The organism is Sphingomonas sp. LH128 (genome assembly GCF_000293195.2).
GTDB lineage: Bacteria > Pseudomonadota > Alphaproteobacteria > Sphingomonadales > Sphingomonadaceae > Novosphingobium > Novosphingobium resinovorum_A.
This window is the reverse complement of the sequence record NZ_ALVC01000009.1, coordinates 18,532-34,605: the sequence shown is the minus strand read 5'-3', so window position 1 is coordinate 34,605 and position 16,074 is coordinate 18,532. Positions and strand designations below refer to the sequence as shown.

The window sequence follows — 16,074 nt, the reverse complement described above, 5'->3', positions numbered from 1 at the left end:
CACGCCCGAGGCGATCACGATCCGCACGGCGGCTGGCAGGCCGGGCGTGTCCAGCAGTTCTGCCAGCAGCACCGTGGCGCACTGGTCGTCTGCGCATCCGATCGCGGGGTTGAACCAGGGCTGCAGCGATGCGTCCGCGCCGACGGTCACAGCACCTCCGATGCGATGCCACGCCAAGAGCCAGGATTCGGCCAGCAACGGCGGGGCCGGGGGGTGGGAAACCCCGCCGTTGCTGACACTCCCGCCCGGGGGGACGGCGGGAATTCTGAAAGGCTGGAAGGTCATGCCGCTTCCGCCTTGATGTTCGGCGAGACTACGCAGATCAGGTCTTTGCGGTGCTCTGTGATGAAATCGGCAATAGCCTTCCATCGACGCTGGCCAGCGAAGTTCAGTATCTGCTGGAGCCGTCGCTCTTCGCGCTGGACGCGCTCGTCGTCGGTATCGATGACGCCGAAGCAGAGCGAGCGCCCGCCGTCCGGCTTGACGATAAGAGAGATGGGCAGGCCGATAGTGTCGGCCCGCGCCAGCCAAGCGGGCGGGTCGAAATTGATGTGCCCGGTTGCGATGAGGCACGCGCCGAGGTCGCATTCACTGAGATCGATATACGCCTTGCGGAAGAATTCATCCGAGACGAGGCTGTCCGTGTCGATATTAAGAAGGTCCGGATCGAAGAAACTGCCCGTCGCTACCGGGCGGCCGTCAAAGCCTGCGGTGTGACCGGTGTGCCAGAGCAGATTGACATAGGCCTTCACCAGAAAGTCGCCCGGCGTGGCGCAGGGAATGGCAAAGACCACCTTCACCGCACTGAACACGACATCATGAAGACGTATCTCTTCGGAGTTCGTAGCGCGCTGCGACAGGTCTTGCTCGCCCTGCGCTATCCATGCATCCCGAAAAGCGTGGAATGCTGCGAACATCGGTCGCGACGGCTGCGGGCGCGCTGCATCGGTGAGGTCTCGCTCAATGGCTGACGCATGGTCCCGCCATTCCGGAGTATGGTCGAGCAGCTCCTCCAGTTTGAGCAGGATCTCCCGGCCGTTGTACGCGGGCGTCGCAACATAGTCCCAAAGCGCTTGCTGGAGGTGCTCGGCGGCGTCCTTGATAGACTCTTCGTCGGACGGATGCTCCGGGTGATTGATGTGGGCGTCCTCCCAATCGACCCGGGCGTTAGCGGCATCGAACGTCTGCTTGGCTGCCATCAGAGGCTGATTCATCATCATGCGCATGGTCAGGCATCCTTTCCGGCTGCGGGGTGGCGCGAGGCGAGCGCGGCGGCCATGACAGCAAGGTCGTTGCTGTGATCGTCACCCGGCTCGGCGGCGATGCCGAGAAGCTGGCGGGCCTCTTTGCAGAGCGCTTCTGTGAAGCCGTTCATGTCTCGATCGCAGTCGAAGCAGATCAGGAACTTGACTGCCCAGTCCGCCAATGATGGCGCAGGCAGGTTCAGCAGGACCGTTTCGGCATCGCAGCGAGCGTCCAGAAGACGCTCGAGTTCGGCGGTGATGGGATCATTTTTGCCGCCGTCCTTGCTTGGCTCGTAAAGCCGGCGCTCGAAATCGTCCTCCACCAGAACAGCGGCGTGCAGGGCGCGTCGTGCAGCTTCCCAATCGTCTGGAATCTGTGAGTAGAGTTCGGCCAGCAGTAACTCCGCCAGCCGGATCTCAGCCCTGTCCTGTTCATCGCTTTCGGTGATGACCAGGCGGTCGCTATCCATTGCGAGCCCTCGATGATCGAAGTGCAATTGATAGATGACCTTGGCGATGACCTCGGGCAGGCCTCTGGCCTTGTGAGACTTGATGTTGAGGAAGAGTTCTTCGTCACGCCCGTCGGGGCCATTGATGACCGCATCACGGTACGAATTGATGTGCGTGGTCAGATCATAGCCGACACCGGCAGGAAGTGCCGGAAGCTCGTAACAGACGGGCGCGATGTCGTCCTGCGGGTGAACCGTGAACTGGAAAGTCATGACTGGCGTGCCTCCTGTGCGCATTCAGTGGCGAAGGCGGACAGGGCCATCAGCGTGCAAGTCGCGCGGAGAGCCTTGGCCATGTGGGTGTTCCGAACCGCTGGCTCCTCGTCGCGCTGCTCTTCAAGCAGGTTGGCGACGACGAGGAGTATCGCGTGCGCTTCTCCCAGCAGGTCGCTGGCGAGATCTCCGGGCGTGGCGGCAAAGGGCGTCGTTTCGTCGAACGTGAATGTGGCGAGCGTCTGGAACGCTTCGATCTTGTGGGCCATCGTCACGCCTCCCCGTCCAGCGAGCCGCATTCGTCGCATGGCGTCAGGCGCGTCTCCGTCGCTGCCGAGCACGTGGCGCACTCTCGGTCAGCGACGGGCGTGGTGAGGGCGTTGTAGCGGGCGCGACGGCGCTCTGCTTCCGCAAGCGTTACCTTCGCGGGCGTGCGGCCGAGTTCGATTGCGAAGTGAACACCGAGCCACTGGAGATCAAAGCGATGGACCTGCCCCCAGCTTTCGTCGGTGAAGTGCGCGCACTTGCTGTCGAGGCGGGTTCGCTCGCAGCGGCCCCAATCGAACCAAGGCTCAATCTTCTTGAGGCCGCGCTTAATGGCGGCGAAAATGTCGGCCTTGGTCGGCACGAAGACGGCGCGCTTCGACAGCCCCTCGACGTCATCGAGAAGGTGTTTGAAATAGCCGGTCGCCAAGACGGTGCCCGTCTTGTCCACGATCCGCATCTTCTCAGCGAGGATCGCCAGATCGGCGGCGCGAACACCGACAAGGTCATCGAGTGCCGCCCCGGCGCGGTCGAACGCCGCGTCCTGCTCGGCTTCCGGCAACTGGCTGACATCAGCTTCTTCGGCGTCGTAATATTCGCTCAGCTTGTTGCGCCAATCCTGACGCATCAGGGCTACGTGGCGGGCGACGGGAGATACAGCTGGCGCCCCAAGGTTGGGGGCAAAGTTCGTGATCGTTTCGACCTGGCCCATATGGCCCTCCTGCGATGTTGTGCGGAGGGTCAGCGGCCTTGCGGCGATCGTCTCCGATGCCGCTAAGAATTCCGATTTTCGGAACTAGGTCAAGCGAAATTATGAAAATCAGAACATTTGAAGACCCGCAGTGACCCGGCCTATGACGCGAAAGTCACCAGATCCCACGGAAAAAGGCGAATGCTCGGGGTTGTCGGATACAGGTTCAAAGCGCGCGGGATCGGAACGATAACGTTTGATGGTGGCTTCGCCATCGGGGTTGAGGAGCACGTACAGCTTCCCCACGTACAGTTCTGTCTGCTCCGTATCGATGATAGCGGTGGAGCCTTCCGGCAGGACGAGGTTCATGCTGTCGCCCACAACATCCAGTGCGAACTGGCCTTCTGCCTCAGACGGCATCCATACCTGACGGCGTGTAACCTCAATAGCTTCCAGCCAGTTTCCTGCTCCAGCCATGCCGATCAGCGGCAGTTCTCTGCCGCGCGCATTGTTTGCGACCCCCAGAAGTTCCTGGAGGATAACGGCCTCGTTGAACTTCAGGCTGCGTTCGCCTTTGAACAGGTTCGACACTGCGGACGGGGGGAGGTTCATTTTCGAAGCAATGACGCGCTGGGGAATACCGGCTTCTTTTACGGCTTCGAGCAGGTCCCGGGTGGGGGTGTCGGCGGGCATTTACGATCTCCTGAATTGCCTCTTACCGGCATATCGCGATGGCGGGTTTGCGTATAATGTGAAAATCGTAACTTTTGTGTTGCAGTTTCAGTATGAAAATCGGAAAAAGCGGCATGTTGGCTGTCCAAACGCTTTTTTCCGAGCGCAAGCGCGTAAGCGCCATCGCGCATGAAATGCGCACGCCCATTCCCACCGTGTGGTCATGGAAGAAGAAGGGCGAGATTCCGCCTTGGCGTCGCGCCTCGGTACTTGCGGCCGTCAACCGGCTGGGAATTGATGTCCCGGCCGAGACGCTCGCCTATCTCGCCGCAGGGCAGTGACCGTGACAGGGGGGCGGTTGTCGGATAGCGAGTTTCGGGAACTCGTTGACCGTGCGCGCGAGCGCCATTCGATCTCGGACATCATCGGGCGTCATACAAGCCTCAAGCGCCGGGGCGCTCGGGAAATGGTCGGGCTCTGTCCGTTTCATAGCGAGCGTTCGCCCAGCTTCGAGGTCAACGACACCAAGGGCACCTATCACTGCTGGGGTTGTGGTGCGGCCGGGGACTCCATCAAGTTCCTCACCGATTACGAAGGCATGACTTTCCGACAGGCCGTCGAGACACTCAGTGGAAATGAGTTCCCGGTGATCTCCGACGAGGAGCGGGTCCGGCGCAAGGCGGAGGATGCTCGGGTAATGGCCGAGCGGATCGCCTACGCGCGATCGATCTGGGCGAGGACGGTGCCAGCGACACATGACACTCCCGCCGGGATCTACGCGGCGATACGCGGCATCATCCATCCGCTTCCGCCGACGGTTCGGTTCGTCATGGCACCCCGGTGGATCAATCCTGAAACCGGCGAGGCCGGGCGGGACCATCCCGCAATGGCCTGCGCGCTGCAGGATGTGACGGGCGCTGTCGTCGGAGTGCAGTGCGTGTTCCTCCAAGACGGCGGGCGTCGCAAGTACGAGCGCGTTCGTGACGACGGCACGAAGGCGAAGGCCAAGCTCTCCTTCGGGCAGATCGTAGGCTCGGCGCTACGTCTTGGGCCGGTGCGCCCACACCTCATCAACTGCGAAGGCCCGGAGGACGGGCTGACGCTCGCCCAGCGCATGCCCGAGCAATCGGTATGGGTGACGTGCGGGACCGCGATGCTTTCGCGCGTCGAGTATCCTGCAGAAGTGCGCTCCGTCTGCTTCGCGGGCGACAACAATGCGGCCGGGCGGCTGGCGGTCAGTCAGGCACGCGAGGCCGTGCTCGCGAAAGGGTTGATCCCGTCCGAGGTCTTTCCGCCGGAGGACTTCAAGGATTGGAACGACGAGTGGCGGGGTATCCGCGCATGACGTTCGAAGGTGACTTCCGTGATTTTGACCCGCCCAGCGAGGTCCGGGGAGAACCGATTGAGTTCAAGCCCACCGTCGGTGATCCGGAGGAATATCCGCTGCATGCTCTGCCGCCCCGGCTGGCCGATTGCATTCAAGGTCTGGTCGACATTGTGCAGATACCGACGTCCATCGCTGCGCAGGCCGTGCTGGGGGCCTGCGCCATTGTCGCGCAAACCCGGATCGAGATCGAAATGCCCACGGGTGAGGTGATCCCGTCATCCCTGTTCCTCTTCACCGTGGCCGCCAGCGGCGACCGCAAGTCCAGCTGCGACAAGCGCGCCCTCGGGCCGATCTACCGGCGCGAGAAGGAACTTCGGGACGGGTTCGAAGAGAAGCAGCAACATTTCTCGATCGAAAAGGCCGCTCACGATGCCGCTGTAAGCGCGGCCAAACGGGGCAAGAAGAGCCGGTTCCAGATTCAGGAAGACCTTGAGGCCTGCGGGACCGCTCCGACCCCGCCAGCGCTGCCGATGCTGCTGGTCGAGGAACCAACGATCGAGGGCATCGTGAAACTGCTCGACGAAGCGTATCCGTCCATCGGCCTGTTCTCTGACGAGGGCGCTCAGTTCCTCGGCGGCTACAGCATGCAGGATGAGCAGCAGGCCAAGACCGGGGCAATGCTCTCCCAGCTGTGGGACGGGAAGCCGATCAAGCGCGTGCGCGGCGGCGACGTGACGAAGATCCTCGATGGCCGGCGCATGTCGCTGCACCTGATGGTTCAACCCGGCGTGGCAACCAAGCTCTTCGCGAACAAGGCGCTACGCGATCAGGGAATGATGAGCCGCATGCTCATCACATTCCCGAAGAGCCTCAAGGGCCAGCGGTTGTGGAAGGACGCAACGCAGAAGTCGCAAGACGATCTCGCTGCGTACCAGTCGCGGTTGAGCAGCCTGCTGCAAGGCGCATTTTCCCGCATGAACCCGGAGACGCGGGAGCTCGAGTTCTCGACTGTCCAACTTCAAGACGAGGCGCGCGCGATGTGGATCGCGTTCAGCGACCACCTCGAAAAGCAACAGGGGCCTGACGGCGTTCTGGCCGAGGTCAGCGACCTAGCGTCGAAAATGGCGCAGCACGCGCTGCGGCTGGCCGCTGTCGTTTCCTACTTCGAAGGTGGTGAGCACGTCGTTCGGGACGGGATCTCCGTACCGGCGATGCGCGCTGGGATCGCCCTTGGCCAGTACTATCTTTCCGAGGCCCTGCGGCTCTTCAATGCCGGGTCTGTCGATGAGGATTCCGAGAACGCGCAGACGCTCGTCGAGTTCGTCCGCAAGGAGAGGCTGGCCTGTGTCGGCAAGCGCTGGTTGAGCCAGCATGCCCCCAAGAACGTCCGACCGGCTGTTGTGCTTACGCGAGCGATCCAGTTGCTGCTGGATGCCGGGCATCTGGTTCAGGTGAAGGGTGGCGGGGAGTTCAAGGCACGAAGCACGAAGCACAAAGAGCGCAACGTCTACACCGTCATCTATCCCGAGGACGCGGCATGACCTTTGAACGCTTCGACGCCACCGGCTTCGGCTGGGATGAGCCCCGGGACCGCCCCTCCGTCAATCTGCCGCAGGCTGCGGACCCGCGCATCCAGCAGGTCCACGCCGCTCTCGACGCGCTGGAATGTAGGCGCGCGCCATCAAGTATGCATGAAGAACAGTGGTTCGAATTACTTAAAGATTTGCGTCACGTCGCAAGTAAATGGCTGGACATAGCGCTGGCCTGCGGCTGGACCGTGCTCGACCTGTTCGGCTCGCCTCCGCAGTTGCGGGGGCGTGTCGGCCTGATGGGTGTCGCCGTCCTGCTGAAAAGCCGGGAGATCGAGAGCATCGATCATGACGTCATCGTCATCGGCAACCGGATGGGTCCGCCGAACCGCTTCCTTCGCCATTCGCCAGCGTCCTCGCAGCCCTTCGACCGTCGGGGCGCGGCGCTCATCTGGGACGTCATTTCACAAGGGGATATCCGATGACTGTAGCCGATGTCGCAACTGTAGCAGCGTCAGCGGAAAGCGGCGGAAATCTGCGGGTTTCGGGAAACTGTTGCAACAGTCGTGCGACAGTTTTTGCTACAGTTTCGGAGCGCATCGAAAACGCCTGTAATCGGCCTGAAAAGACCGGTTTTCCGAATCATGCCCAAAAGTCGCAGAGTTCTGCCAGTTTTCACCACCTTTCGACTGAAAAACCCCATTCCCGAATCTACCCGTCGATCCGGGGTGGCCGAGGAGGGAGGGGAGAAAACCCTTTAGGGGGTTTTCCCCCCTCACCGACGCCATCGAGCCTTGGGGGTGCGAGCCGATGATTTCGTTCGAGAGCGAGCCGCCGCTGGGCACCGTTGTGATGCTCGACGATCAGGCGTTCACCCTGACCGCGCTGGTGCCGCATACCCGGCGCGACGGCACGGCAACGACCCTGCTGCGCTGGCGCGCACCGTGTGCCGAGTGCGGGGCCGAATTCGAGTGCACGAGCCCGATGGCGACGTCGGGCCTGACGCGCCGGTGCATCACGCACAGCAAGGCCGGGCGCCCGGTCAGCGGGAAGATGCGGCAGAAGGTTCAAGTTTCGATCATCGAGCCCCGAGGAGATCTCTGATGAATACGCGCATCATCGCGGCTGTCGCCGCTCTCGCGCTCGCTGGCTGCGCGCCGAACCCTGCCGAACTGCGCGGGGCTGTCGAGGACTTCGGGTTCACCGATGTTCGTCTCGGCGATCACGCCTGGTTCGGCTGTTCTCGCGACGACACGTTCAGGCAGAGGTGGACCGGTCGGAACGCGGCTGGGGCGCCGGTATCCGGCGTCGTCTGCGGCGGCTTCGGCAAGGGTTACACCGTTCGGATTACCGGTCGGGCCGGGAGTGCTGGCGAATGAAGATCGCGCTCTACATCGAGGACGGCCGGGAACAGATCGTCCTCACTCCGACAAGTCAGACCGAGAAGGCCCTTCTGGGCAAGTTGCACGACGGTTCACGCGAACTGAGCATTCACGCTGGCTCGTTCTACGCATGCCGTGGCGGTTGGACGCGGCAAGGCGAAACAAGGGATGAGAGCACCATGATCGTGCTCGACGAGAAGTCGGTATCTCCACCGACGCAGGAGACCTGACTATGCGATCGATCAACCCCCGCACGGGCACCGAAATGTCGCCCTTCGAAACCATCGTCTATGACGCGCTTTGCCGCGCCGCCGCCGCCGGTGAGCCGTGCCCGCTCAACCTCGATCTTGAGATGTTGCTGGGTTGCGAGTCCGCGAGCGTACCACCGATGGTGGTGCGCCGTCTTGAGGCTCGCGGGCTCATCGAGGTCATTCGGTTTCAGCGATTCAGGCGGGTAAAGATCTGCGCTACGGGAGAGTGGACCAAGAAGGCTTCGAACCAGCACACGTCGAAATCGCATGTTCCCCGAGGATGCGGGGCAGGATCGCGGCCTAAGGGGACGAAGGTGCCTGTGCGTCGAGGAGCAATCTGATGAAATGGAACTATCGTATCATCGATCACGGCGATCACCTTGCCCTGCATGAGGTCTACTATGACGACGCGGGACAGCCTAGCGCCTTCACGACCGGGCCTGTTACGTTCGTCTGCGATCCTGAGGACGGTGCTCGCGGGCTCATCTGGTCGCTGGAGAAGGCGCTAGTCGGGGCTACGGCGCGGCCTGTGCTCAAGTCGGTCGACGTCGGCGTTAGCACTGTGCTCGATGACGCCCGTGAGATCGCAGCGGTTGATGACGGCCTTGCGCCTGTTGCCGCCTCGCTCGCGCTGGTTGCGGAAACTATGGATGAGGCGGAGGCGCTGGCCGATCGCCACGGTCGGCCGGTCCGGTTCGTCTGGCGTGGCCGTCCCGTCACAATCTATCCGAAGGGCACCAAGCCGGAGGCGCTTGGCTGATGGCCCTTACTGGTAAGATGCAGCGGTTTGCTGAGGAGTACGCGCTCGATCTGGACGGTGCGCAGGCCTATCTGCGCGCCGGGTACAAGACTTCGGCCAGGGTCGCCGAGACCAATGCCGCCAAGCTGCTCGCGCGTGCCGATATTCAGGAGGCTATCGCCGGGGTTCGCCACGGTAGCGGGAAGCGCGGACGCCCCTCTATTTTTTCCGAGGAGATTGCAACGCGCATCTTTGTTGGTCTCGCGAGCGGACGGAGCCTGCGCAACATCTGCCTTGAAGATGACATGCCCGAAAAAGCAACGGTCTTCCGCTGGCTGGCGGATGATCGCTTCGCAGATTTTCGGGACCAATACATGCGTGCGCGAGAAGTGCAGGTTGAAACGCTCGTCGATGAAATGCTCGATATCGCGGACGATGGGTCCAACGACTGGCAGACCCGCGAGCGCGATGACGGCACGGAGGACGAGGTGCTCAACCATGAGCACGTCCAGCGGTCCAAGATCAGGCTCGATACCCGCAAGTGGATCGCGTCTAAGCTGATGCCCAAGAAGTACGGTGAGGCGGCCATGGTCAAACTGGCCGACGCCGACGGTGAAAAGCTGCCGATGGGTGATGTCGAGCGCGCCACCCGCCTTGCTGCGATCTTCGCTGGTATCGAAAGTCGCAAGGGTCAGGATGATGCTGACTGATCCCAGCTACTTCGATGCGCTTTGGGAGGCCGCCACGCCGGAGGAGCGCGAGGAAATCAAGCGCCTCCTGGACAATGACCTGTCCGAACACATTTGGCGCGCGCAGGTAGGCCGCCAGTCAGAGGCAGCGGACAGTCTTGCGTTCATCACAGGGTACGGTGGCGCAGCAGGAGGCGGAAAGTCTGACCTAATCGCGGGCCTGGCGCTGACCGAGCACCAGCGCTCGGCCATCTTCCGTCGCGAGAAGGCACAGACGGATGGCCTGGTCCAACGCCTTACCGAAATTCTCGGCTCAACGAATGGTTACAACAGCCAGAAATCAGCATGGAAGGTGGACGGCCGACTTATCGAGTTCGCTGGCCTCGACAACCCGACGGATCACCAGAAGTGGCAGGGCCGCCCGCACGACTTCAAGGCCTATGACGAGGTCACTGAGCAGCGGGAGGCGCAGGTGCGCTTCACGATGGGCTGGACCCGCTCGAACAATCCCGCCCAGCGCTGCCGCGTCCTGATGACGTTCAACCCGCCGACGACCACAGAGGGGCGCTGGGTGATCGGCTACTTCGCGCCGTGGCTCGATCCGAACCATCCGAACCCGGCCAAGCCCGGCGAACTGCGCTGGTTCACCACGATCAAGGGGCAGGACGTGGAATGCCCGGATGACCGATCGTTCGTCATCTTCAAGGGCGAACCGCTGTACGACTTCGACCCGAGCGAATTCTCACCGGAGAAGGTGATCTCGCCGCGTTCGCGCACGTTCGTGCCGTCTCGCGTCACCGATAACTACTTCTATGTCCGCTCGGGCTACATCCAGACGCTGCAGTCGCTGCCGGAACCGCTGCGTTCGCAGATGCTGGAGGGTGACTTCAATGCGGGCGTCGAGGACGATCCGTGGCAGGTGATCCCGACGACGTGGATCGATCAGGCCATGGACCGTTGGGTCGCGAAGGATGCGCCTGGCCCGATGGACAGCATGGGTGTGGACCCGGCTGCGGGCGGCAAGGACAACATGACGATCTATCGTCGGCACGGAACATGGTTCGCGATGCCCATCCGCATTCCCGGCATCGAGATACCGCAGGAGCGGGCAGGGCCGATCGCGGCGGCCCGGGTGATCGAGAACCGAAAGGATCGTGCCGTCGTCCATGCCGACGTCATTGGCTGGGGCCTTTCGTGCTGCAACTTCCTGACGGTGAACGGCGTGCAGGTCGCGCCCGTGAACTTCGCGAATGGCTCGAACGGCAGGACGACAGACGGGACGCTGGAGTTCTTCAACCTTCGCGCCGAGGTGATTTGGGGTATGCGGGAAGCGCTCGACCCGCAGAACGCCAAGCCGATTGCGCTGCCGCCCGATCCCCGCTTGCGGCGCGACCTCACCAGCTATCGTTGGGAGCTTCGGCCCGGCGGCATCTACATCGAGGCGAAGGAAAAGCAGAAGAAGCGGCTCGGACACTCGCCGGACGATGGCGATGCGTGCTGCCTCGCGAACCTCGCCACTGTGAAGGCAGAGGTGTGGGACGAACTGCACCGATCAGGAGGCTACGACCCCTATGCAGACCTGTGATGCGGATTTTGAAACTTGGCTCCAGTCGCTTTCAGGGCGCGGGTATCCGCGCATCTGGATCGCCAACAACCTGGACGCGCTGCGCAGACGGTACAACGAAAGGCCGGGCGAGCAGATGCCTGAATGCCCGGAGCCTTCGCGTCCGACCTATGATCCGTATCGGGGGCTTTGACTATGCGCGTCGTGCTCAAGCTGGCTGATCCCGATCTCAACGAAAACCCGGCCGTGCGTGAATGGCTCGACAAGATGGCAGCAGTGCTCAACACGCCTGAGATGATCGAGGAGCGCGACAGGCAGTTGGTCGATCTTAACTGCTACGGCATGACCCTGACCGTCGATGGCAAACGCGTCGACCCGGCGGAGATGTTCATGCCTCGTCCGGGCGAGCACGTTCGCTGGCCGCCCGAGGAGAGATAGGGTGCCGCGATACGTCTCGCGCCCGCACGACGCTGCCGCCGATGACTGGTGGGAAGGGCAGCGCCTTGAGCCCGTGCCTGTCGTCGATGTACAAGAGCCGGTGCGCACTGGCCTGCTCGACCCGCACGGCAATGAGATATGGCGCATGCCGCGCCCGATAGGCTTCGGCTGCGATGAGGAGTGGTGACGATGCCAAAGTCGCCGAGCGTTCTGAACCCGGATCGCGTGCCCGCTTTGCCTGAGGCGTTGTCTTCTATCCCTGTCGAGCATCTAGACCGCATCTGTGATGCACTGGAGGTGTTCTTCGAATTCGACGAGGAGGGCGTCGTTGCTGCACTCGATCATTTGATTGACCAGCGGGACAATGCTGGGCGCGATTCAATACTCGATTGACTGCCTGCATCCTTCTGTCGCCCGAGAGGGTATCCAGAAGGAGAAGTATAATGCTCACTGTACTACATCGCGGCCCGGACGGGTCCGAGCGGACGTTCGAAGCGTATCAGGTCACCCGTTTCCAGTCCGAGGGCGAAGTGTGTTGCCCGGCTCGCGGGGAAGTCCGCGCCATCCTCGCTGAAAGCGATCTGCCCGGCGAGGCCATCACGCTCGACATCTCCGGTCCTTTCGGCGCCGTGTTCGTCATGAACCGCCACGGCGCGACGGTCGCACGCTACATGCACGACTGAGCGGCAGCGCCCCGTCCTCACCGGCGGGGCGCCCGCGATTCAACGCGTGACTGAGCGGCTGCATACCGCCTCCTGACCACAGGAGGCATCATGTCCAACGAAGCGGCTATCGAAGGCGAGATCCAGGCGAAAGGGCTGACTGCCCCGCGCCTCACCCCGGCACTGATTGACCACTCGATTGCGAGCGAGCACTACTTCACCGCTTTAGATGGGGTGGATGGCCACTATCGCGGGGGTCATGAAGCGCAGGGTGTTGAGCATGCCACCCAGCTCTCGTTGCTGACCTTCTGTGTGCTCGTTCTCCGGAATGGCTTCACCGTCACCGGAGAAAGCGCGTGCGCCAGCCCGGAAAACTTCGACCCTGAGATTGGGAAAAAGATCGCACGGGCAAACGCTCGCGAGAAGATCTGGGCATTCGAGGGATACTTGCTGCGCGAGAAGCTACATCGTGCTGCCGAGGCCTCTCGCTGATGTGCACCAGCACCCCCGACATCTCGTCTGTCCCTGAGCGGCAGGCGATGAAGCTGCCGGACAACGGCGCGCCCGAGGGCTCGACCGACAACAGCCGCCAGCGCCGCGCGATCATCGCCGGGTTGATGACGTCGCCGCAGGGCACCATCGGCTCGCCGTCGGTCGGGACGCCGACGCTCGGCTGATGACTGGCCTGCGGGAACATTGCCAGATCAGGCTGGAAGCGCTCAAGGGCGTGCGATCGGACTACGAGGCGGAGTGGCGCGATATCGCGCGCTTCGCCCAGCCTGCGCGCTCGCGCTTCCTGGCATCCGAGCAGAACAAGGGCACGCGGCGCCGCGTCCGCAACAGTCGCCTGCTCGACCCGCACGGCATCGAATCCTTCCGCACGCTCGCCAACGGCATGACTTCCGGCCTGACGCCGTCGTCGGCGCCGTGGTTCACGCTCAAGCTGGCCAGCGAGGAGTTGAACGAGCTGCCCGGCGTGCGCGCCTGGCTGTCGGACTGCGAGAAGGCGATGTACGCTTTCCTCGCCCGCACCAACTTCTACGCCGCCGCCAAGTCCGGCTACTCGGAGATGGGCCTGTTCGGCACCGAGGCGTGCGTCATGGTCGAGCACAACACGGCCGGCGCGGTATCGCACGCACTGACGGCGGGTGAGTACTGGATCGGTCTCTCCGACGCGCTCACCCCGGACACGCTGGCGCGCGAATGCACAATGACAGCGCGCCAGATGGTGCAGGCGTTCAAGGGCAAGGCGCCCAAGCTGGTCTATGATGCCTACACCGGCAAGCGCTCCGACGAGGTCTTCACCTACTACAACCTGATCGAGCCGAACCTCGACTTCGACCCGCGCCGCTTTGGCTCGAAGCCGTGGCGTTCGCTGTATTGGCTGCCCGAGGCACCGCGCGGCGAGATGATCGACGTGCGCGGCTACAACGAGCAGCCGTTCTGGGCGCCGCGTTGGGGCACCGTCGGCGGCGATACCTACGGCGGATCGCCCGGCATGGAGTCGTTGCCCGCGCTGCGCGAACTGCAATTCCATTCCAAGCGCCTGAACGAAGCGACCGACAAGCTGGTCAAGCCGGAGATGCTGGTCAAGCAAGGCATTCGGGTGACCGGCGAGCCCGGCGCGGTGCGGTCTGTGGTGAACCTCGACCAGTACGCGGCCATGCCCGCCTACTCGATGCCGTACCAGGTCATCGCGGCGATCGAGGGCAAGATCGATAAGATCAAGTTGCAGGTCGACAGCGCCTCCTACGCGGACCTTTTCAACGCCATCACCAACATGCGGGGCATCCAGCCCCGGAACATCGAGGAGATCGCGAGCCGCAACGAAGAGAAGCTGACCCAGCTCGGTCCGACGATCGACAGCGTGAACGGCGAGAAGCTGCACGTCGCTATCGATCGCGTGTGGGGTATCATGCTGCGCGGCGGCCTTCTGCCTCCCGCGCCCGCTGCACTGGCCGAAATGGGCGGCGCGGCGATCGTCGTCGAGTTCGTGTCGATCCTCGCCCGCATGCAGCGCGCCGTCGGCGCAGGCCAGATCGAGCGCGCCCTGGGCATGGTGGGCAACCTCGCCGCCGCCGCACCCGACGTGCTCGACAACGTCAATACCGACGAGGCCCTGCGCGAGTACTACGACCGCCTCGGCGTGCCGGGCCGCATCCTGCGCGACCCCAAGGACGTCGAGGCCATCCGCGCAGGCCGGGCGCAGCAGCAGCAGATGGCACAGGCAGCCGCGATGATGCCCGCCGTGCGCGACGGTGCCGATGCTGCGCGCCTCCTGTCCGAGACCGACATCAGCGGTCGCCCGGCGCTCGACGCGATGATCGGCGCCTGATGGCGGAGCCGCAGGACATGACCGCCGAGTTCAACACGCAGTTGAGCCCGCAGGAAGAGGCGAAGTTTCAGGCGTGGGCCAAGGCGAATGGTCGTGATCGCGATACGTTCGACTACGATCTGCGCGGCGCGTGGAAGGACAACGCGGAGGAGGCCGCTAACGGCCACCTGCCCGACACCTGGAAGAAGCCGAACCACCCGACGTTCTCGCAAGAGAGCAAGTACTCGAACGCCCAGCGACGCGGGGGTCAGTGGGCCGAAGGCCCTGACGGTAAGTGGCAGTTCAAGGCATCGGACTGGAATGTCCGCAACCTCGGCGCCGACGGGCTCAAGGGCTATTTCAGCGAGCGCGAGCCCGATGCCGTCCTGACACTGCCTGTCGAGGCGAGGCTCTACCCGAATGACTGAAATTTCTCGCGAAGACGCCGAGCACCTGCTCGCGCAAGCCCCGTTCCGCCGCTTCCTTTTCGCCGCGATTCAAAGCGCTGGAATCCTCAGCCATGAGGGTCCTGCTCATGGGCCGATACAGCGTGACCTCAGCTTTACCGAGGGGCGCCGGAGCCTGGGGTTCGAGATCCTGCTCATGGTCGAGCAAGGCCAGCCTGAAGCGCTCCGCACTGCCGGGGCTCTGGCCACGATCAACGCCGCGATCCGCGAAGCGATGAACCCCGCCCCGAAGGAGAGAACCCGTGACAAAGCGCCCAAGTATGACCGGTACGCCGACCTCGGCGATGATGACTAGCCCTGTCGCCTATGCGCGCTTCGCCGGCATCCGCCCGACCCCGATCGAACGCCAGCGCGGCCGCCTGCTGCGCGCGCCCGACCATGATGCGGGCACCGCCGCCGGTGACCCCGCGCCTACCCCGACGCCCACTCCCGCGCCTGCGCCTTCGGACCCGGCCGCCGATCCTTCCCCGACCCCGGCGCCGTCCGCGCCCGCGGGAGACCCGCCCGCGTCCGAGCCCGAAACCTCGCTGCTCGGCGGTGCGGTAGCGAAGAATGAGGGTGATCCGGCTCCGGCTGACCCCGCTGCGCAGGCCGATCCCAACGCACCGAAGGACCCGCCCGCTCCCGAGCACATCGTGCCGGAAGCTTACGAGCTGACCGTCGAAGGGCTCGACCTCGACGCCGCCGCGATCGAGGAGGCAACGCCCGTCTTCAAGGAGCTGGGCCTGTCGAACGACCAGGCCAACAAGCTGATGCCCGAGGCCGCGAAGTTCCGCGACCGCGTCGCCGACGCCACGCTGCAGAGCATCGTCGATGCCGGGGCGAAGCAGAAGGCCGACTGGGCGGAGGCGACCCGCTCCGATCCGGACATCGGCGGCGGCAAGCTCGACGAGTCCCTGCACCTTAGCGCCAAGGCGCTCGATGCCCTCGGTTACCCGACGGGCCACGAGTTCCGCCAAGCGCTCACCGACACCGGCTTTGGCAATCATCCCGAGATGGTGCGCATGATGCGCAGGATCGGCGAGATGGTCTCCGAAGACGGCTTCCCGCGCCCCGGCGCAGTACCCCCCAGCCAACTCTCGCCCGAGAAGCGGCTCTATCCCAACGACTAAGGGGACA

General features: G+C 63.5%; 27 protein-coding genes. 21 read left to right on the top strand and 6 right to left on the bottom strand.

Going from position 1 to position 16,074, the window contains the following annotated elements:
* The 6 genes from LH128_RS01225 to LH128_RS31135 all read right to left on the bottom strand — a co-directional run.
* A partial coding sequence (locus tag LH128_RS01225) for a hypothetical protein (RefSeq protein ID WP_008827747.1) occupies positions 1-285 on the bottom strand: 285 nt, incomplete at its 3' end.
* A complete protein-coding gene (locus tag LH128_RS01220; RefSeq protein ID WP_008827746.1) occupies positions 282-1,226 on the bottom strand; it encodes a hypothetical protein in 945 nt (314 codons plus the stop codon). The genes LH128_RS01225 and LH128_RS01220, both read right to left, overlap by 4 nt.
* Before the next feature lie 2 nt (positions 1,227-1,228).
* Positions 1,229-1,966 carry a hypothetical protein gene (locus LH128_RS01215; protein WP_008827745.1) on the bottom strand — a complete coding sequence of 246 codons (738 nt, stop codon included), beginning with the start codon at positions 1,964-1,966 and terminating at the stop codon, positions 1,229-1,231.
* Positions 1,963-2,235: a hypothetical protein gene (locus LH128_RS01210; protein WP_008827744.1), complete on the bottom strand. Its 273-nt coding sequence runs from the start codon at positions 2,233-2,235 to the stop codon at positions 1,963-1,965. Before LH128_RS01210 ends, LH128_RS01215 begins: the two co-directional genes overlap by 4 nt.
* A 2-nt stretch (positions 2,236-2,237) precedes the next feature.
* The gene (locus tag LH128_RS01205; RefSeq protein ID WP_008827743.1) at positions 2,238-2,942 is read right to left on the bottom strand and encodes a hypothetical protein; all 705 of its coding nucleotides are present in this window, start codon (positions 2,940-2,942) and stop codon (positions 2,238-2,240) included.
* A gap of 108 nt (positions 2,943-3,050) precedes the next feature.
* Positions 3,051-3,614: a S24 family peptidase gene (locus tag LH128_RS31135; RefSeq protein WP_008827742.1), complete on the bottom strand. Its 564-nt coding sequence runs from the start codon at positions 3,612-3,614 to the stop codon at positions 3,051-3,053.
* A gap of 113 nt (positions 3,615-3,727) precedes the next feature.
* Between LH128_RS31135 and LH128_RS01195 the strand changes: the two genes are divergently transcribed.
* The 21 genes from LH128_RS01195 (at position 3,728) to LH128_RS01095 (ending at position 16,067) form a co-directional block, all read left to right on the top strand.
* The gene (locus LH128_RS01195; RefSeq protein ID WP_008827741.1) at positions 3,728-3,934 is read left to right on the top strand and encodes a hypothetical protein; all 207 of its coding nucleotides are present in this window, start codon (positions 3,728-3,730) and stop codon (positions 3,932-3,934) included.
* Positions 3,931-4,938 carry a CHC2 zinc finger domain-containing protein gene (locus tag LH128_RS01190; RefSeq protein ID WP_172704864.1) on the top strand — a complete coding sequence of 336 codons (1,008 nt, stop codon included), beginning with the start codon at positions 3,931-3,933 and terminating at the stop codon, positions 4,936-4,938. Before LH128_RS01195 ends, LH128_RS01190 begins: the two co-directional genes overlap by 4 nt.
* Positions 4,935-6,461, top strand: coding sequence for a YfjI family protein (locus tag LH128_RS31130; RefSeq protein ID WP_172704863.1), 1,527 nt, complete (start codon positions 4,935-4,937; stop codon positions 6,459-6,461). The genes LH128_RS01190 and LH128_RS31130 overlap by 4 nt, the downstream gene beginning before the upstream one ends.
* Entirely contained in the window at positions 6,458-6,934 is a 477-nt protein-coding gene (locus LH128_RS01180; protein WP_008827738.1) for a hypothetical protein, read from the top strand. Before LH128_RS31130 ends, LH128_RS01180 begins: the two co-directional genes overlap by 4 nt.
* 325 nt (positions 6,935-7,259) lie before the next feature.
* Positions 7,260-7,553, top strand: coding sequence for a hypothetical protein (locus LH128_RS01175; RefSeq protein ID WP_008827737.1), 294 nt, complete (start codon positions 7,260-7,262; stop codon positions 7,551-7,553).
* On the top strand, positions 7,553-7,828 hold the full coding sequence (locus tag LH128_RS01170) for a hypothetical protein (protein ID WP_008827736.1): 276 nt from the start codon (positions 7,553-7,555) through the stop codon (positions 7,826-7,828). Before LH128_RS01175 ends, LH128_RS01170 begins: the two co-directional genes overlap by 1 nt.
* Positions 7,825-8,061 (top strand): hypothetical protein, encoded by a 237-nt coding sequence (locus LH128_RS01165; protein ID WP_008827735.1) that lies wholly within the window; start codon positions 7,825-7,827, stop codon positions 8,059-8,061. Before LH128_RS01170 ends, LH128_RS01165 begins: the two co-directional genes overlap by 4 nt.
* Before the next feature lie 2 nt (positions 8,062-8,063).
* Positions 8,064-8,423, top strand: coding sequence for a hypothetical protein (locus tag LH128_RS01160; RefSeq protein ID WP_008827734.1), 360 nt, complete (start codon positions 8,064-8,066; stop codon positions 8,421-8,423).
* Positions 8,423-8,842, top strand: coding sequence for a hypothetical protein (locus LH128_RS01155; RefSeq protein ID WP_037516970.1), 420 nt, complete (start codon positions 8,423-8,425; stop codon positions 8,840-8,842). The genes LH128_RS01160 and LH128_RS01155 overlap by 1 nt, the downstream gene beginning before the upstream one ends.
* Positions 8,842-9,531: a terminase small subunit gene (locus LH128_RS01150; RefSeq protein WP_008827733.1), complete on the top strand. Its 690-nt coding sequence runs from the start codon at positions 8,842-8,844 to the stop codon at positions 9,529-9,531. Before LH128_RS01155 ends, LH128_RS01150 begins: the two co-directional genes overlap by 1 nt.
* Entirely contained in the window at positions 9,518-11,095 is a 1,578-nt protein-coding gene (locus LH128_RS01145) for a terminase (RefSeq protein WP_172704862.1), read from the top strand. Before LH128_RS01150 ends, LH128_RS01145 begins: the two co-directional genes overlap by 14 nt.
* A 174-nt stretch (positions 11,096-11,269) precedes the next feature.
* On the top strand, positions 11,270-11,512 hold the full coding sequence (locus LH128_RS01135) for a hypothetical protein (RefSeq protein WP_008827730.1): 243 nt from the start codon (positions 11,270-11,272) through the stop codon (positions 11,510-11,512).
* Position 11,513: 1 nt separating this feature from the next.
* Positions 11,514-11,699, top strand: a complete 186-nt coding sequence (locus LH128_RS01130; protein WP_008827729.1) for a hypothetical protein — start codon at positions 11,514-11,516, stop codon at positions 11,697-11,699.
* A gap of 2 nt (positions 11,700-11,701) precedes the next feature.
* The gene (locus tag LH128_RS01125) at positions 11,702-11,905 is read left to right on the top strand and encodes a hypothetical protein (RefSeq protein ID WP_008827728.1); all 204 of its coding nucleotides are present in this window, start codon (positions 11,702-11,704) and stop codon (positions 11,903-11,905) included.
* A gap of 50 nt (positions 11,906-11,955) precedes the next feature.
* On the top strand, positions 11,956-12,195 hold the full coding sequence (locus LH128_RS01120) for a hypothetical protein (RefSeq protein WP_008827727.1): 240 nt from the start codon (positions 11,956-11,958) through the stop codon (positions 12,193-12,195).
* A gap of 90 nt (positions 12,196-12,285) precedes the next feature.
* Positions 12,286-12,666 (top strand): Gp49 family protein, encoded by a 381-nt coding sequence (locus LH128_RS01115; protein ID WP_008827726.1) that lies wholly within the window; start codon positions 12,286-12,288, stop codon positions 12,664-12,666.
* Positions 12,666-12,851, top strand: coding sequence for a hypothetical protein (locus LH128_RS31125; RefSeq protein ID WP_008827725.1), 186 nt, complete (start codon positions 12,666-12,668; stop codon positions 12,849-12,851). The genes LH128_RS01115 and LH128_RS31125 overlap by 1 nt, the downstream gene beginning before the upstream one ends.
* Positions 12,851-14,509, top strand: a complete 1,659-nt coding sequence (locus LH128_RS01110; protein WP_008827724.1) for a portal protein — start codon at positions 12,851-12,853, stop codon at positions 14,507-14,509. The genes LH128_RS31125 and LH128_RS01110 overlap by 1 nt, the downstream gene beginning before the upstream one ends.
* Positions 14,509-14,916 (top strand): hypothetical protein, encoded by a 408-nt coding sequence (locus tag LH128_RS01105; protein WP_008827723.1) that lies wholly within the window; start codon positions 14,509-14,511, stop codon positions 14,914-14,916. The genes LH128_RS01110 and LH128_RS01105 overlap by 1 nt, the downstream gene beginning before the upstream one ends.
* Positions 14,909-15,250 (top strand): hypothetical protein, encoded by a 342-nt coding sequence (locus tag LH128_RS01100; RefSeq protein WP_008827722.1) that lies wholly within the window; start codon positions 14,909-14,911, stop codon positions 15,248-15,250. The genes LH128_RS01105 and LH128_RS01100 overlap by 8 nt, the downstream gene beginning before the upstream one ends.
* Positions 15,198-16,067 (top strand): hypothetical protein, encoded by an 870-nt coding sequence (locus tag LH128_RS01095; RefSeq protein WP_202196459.1) that lies wholly within the window; start codon positions 15,198-15,200, stop codon positions 16,065-16,067. The genes LH128_RS01100 and LH128_RS01095 overlap by 53 nt, the downstream gene beginning before the upstream one ends.
* The last annotated feature ends 7 nt before the right edge of the window (positions 16,068-16,074 follow it).

What these genes read in the sequence shown, in the direction of transcription:
- LH128_RS01220 (WP_008827746.1), bottom strand. Translation starts at nt 1,226, where the DNA reads ATGCGCATGATGATGAATCAGCCTCTGATGGCAGCCAAGCAGACGTTC.
- LH128_RS01215 (WP_008827745.1), bottom strand. Translation starts at nt 1,966, where the DNA reads ATGACTTTCCAGTTCACGGTTCACCCGCAGGACGACATCGCGCCCGTC.
- LH128_RS01210 (WP_008827744.1), bottom strand. Translation starts at nt 2,235, where the DNA reads ATGGCCCACAAGATCGAAGCGTTCCAGACGCTCGCCACATTCACGTTC.
- LH128_RS01205 (WP_008827743.1), bottom strand. Translation starts at nt 2,942, where the DNA reads ATGGGCCAGGTCGAAACGATCACGAACTTTGCCCCCAACCTTGGGGCG.
- LH128_RS31135 (WP_008827742.1), bottom strand. Translation starts at nt 3,614, where the DNA reads ATGCCCGCCGACACCCCCACCCGGGACCTGCTCGAAGCCGTAAAAGAA.
- LH128_RS01195 (WP_008827741.1), top strand. Translation starts at nt 3,728, where the DNA reads ATGTTGGCTGTCCAAACGCTTTTTTCCGAGCGCAAGCGCGTAAGCGCC.
- LH128_RS31130 (WP_172704863.1), top strand. Translation starts at nt 4,935, where the DNA reads ATGACGTTCGAAGGTGACTTCCGTGATTTTGACCCGCCCAGCGAGGTC.
- LH128_RS01180 (WP_008827738.1), top strand. Translation starts at nt 6,458, where the DNA reads ATGACCTTTGAACGCTTCGACGCCACCGGCTTCGGCTGGGATGAGCCC.
- LH128_RS01175 (WP_008827737.1), top strand. Translation starts at nt 7,260, where the DNA reads ATGATTTCGTTCGAGAGCGAGCCGCCGCTGGGCACCGTTGTGATGCTC.
- LH128_RS01170 (WP_008827736.1), top strand. Translation starts at nt 7,553, where the DNA reads ATGAATACGCGCATCATCGCGGCTGTCGCCGCTCTCGCGCTCGCTGGC.
- LH128_RS01165 (WP_008827735.1), top strand. Translation starts at nt 7,825, where the DNA reads ATGAAGATCGCGCTCTACATCGAGGACGGCCGGGAACAGATCGTCCTC.
- LH128_RS01160 (WP_008827734.1), top strand. Translation starts at nt 8,064, where the DNA reads ATGCGATCGATCAACCCCCGCACGGGCACCGAAATGTCGCCCTTCGAA.
- LH128_RS01155 (WP_037516970.1), top strand. Translation starts at nt 8,423, where the DNA reads ATGAAATGGAACTATCGTATCATCGATCACGGCGATCACCTTGCCCTG.
- LH128_RS01150 (WP_008827733.1), top strand. Translation starts at nt 8,842, where the DNA reads ATGGCCCTTACTGGTAAGATGCAGCGGTTTGCTGAGGAGTACGCGCTC.
- LH128_RS01145 (WP_172704862.1), top strand. Translation starts at nt 9,518, where the DNA reads ATGATGCTGACTGATCCCAGCTACTTCGATGCGCTTTGGGAGGCCGCC.
- LH128_RS01135 (WP_008827730.1), top strand. Translation starts at nt 11,270, where the DNA reads ATGCGCGTCGTGCTCAAGCTGGCTGATCCCGATCTCAACGAAAACCCG.
- LH128_RS01125 (WP_008827728.1), top strand. Translation starts at nt 11,702, where the DNA reads ATGCCAAAGTCGCCGAGCGTTCTGAACCCGGATCGCGTGCCCGCTTTG.
- LH128_RS01120 (WP_008827727.1), top strand. Translation starts at nt 11,956, where the DNA reads ATGCTCACTGTACTACATCGCGGCCCGGACGGGTCCGAGCGGACGTTC.
- LH128_RS01115 (WP_008827726.1), top strand. Translation starts at nt 12,286, where the DNA reads ATGTCCAACGAAGCGGCTATCGAAGGCGAGATCCAGGCGAAAGGGCTG.
- LH128_RS31125 (WP_008827725.1), top strand. Translation starts at nt 12,666, where the DNA reads ATGTGCACCAGCACCCCCGACATCTCGTCTGTCCCTGAGCGGCAGGCG.
- LH128_RS01110 (WP_008827724.1), top strand. Translation starts at nt 12,851, where the DNA reads ATGACTGGCCTGCGGGAACATTGCCAGATCAGGCTGGAAGCGCTCAAG.
- LH128_RS01105 (WP_008827723.1), top strand. Translation starts at nt 14,509, where the DNA reads ATGGCGGAGCCGCAGGACATGACCGCCGAGTTCAACACGCAGTTGAGC.
- LH128_RS01100 (WP_008827722.1), top strand. Translation starts at nt 14,909, where the DNA reads ATGACTGAAATTTCTCGCGAAGACGCCGAGCACCTGCTCGCGCAAGCC.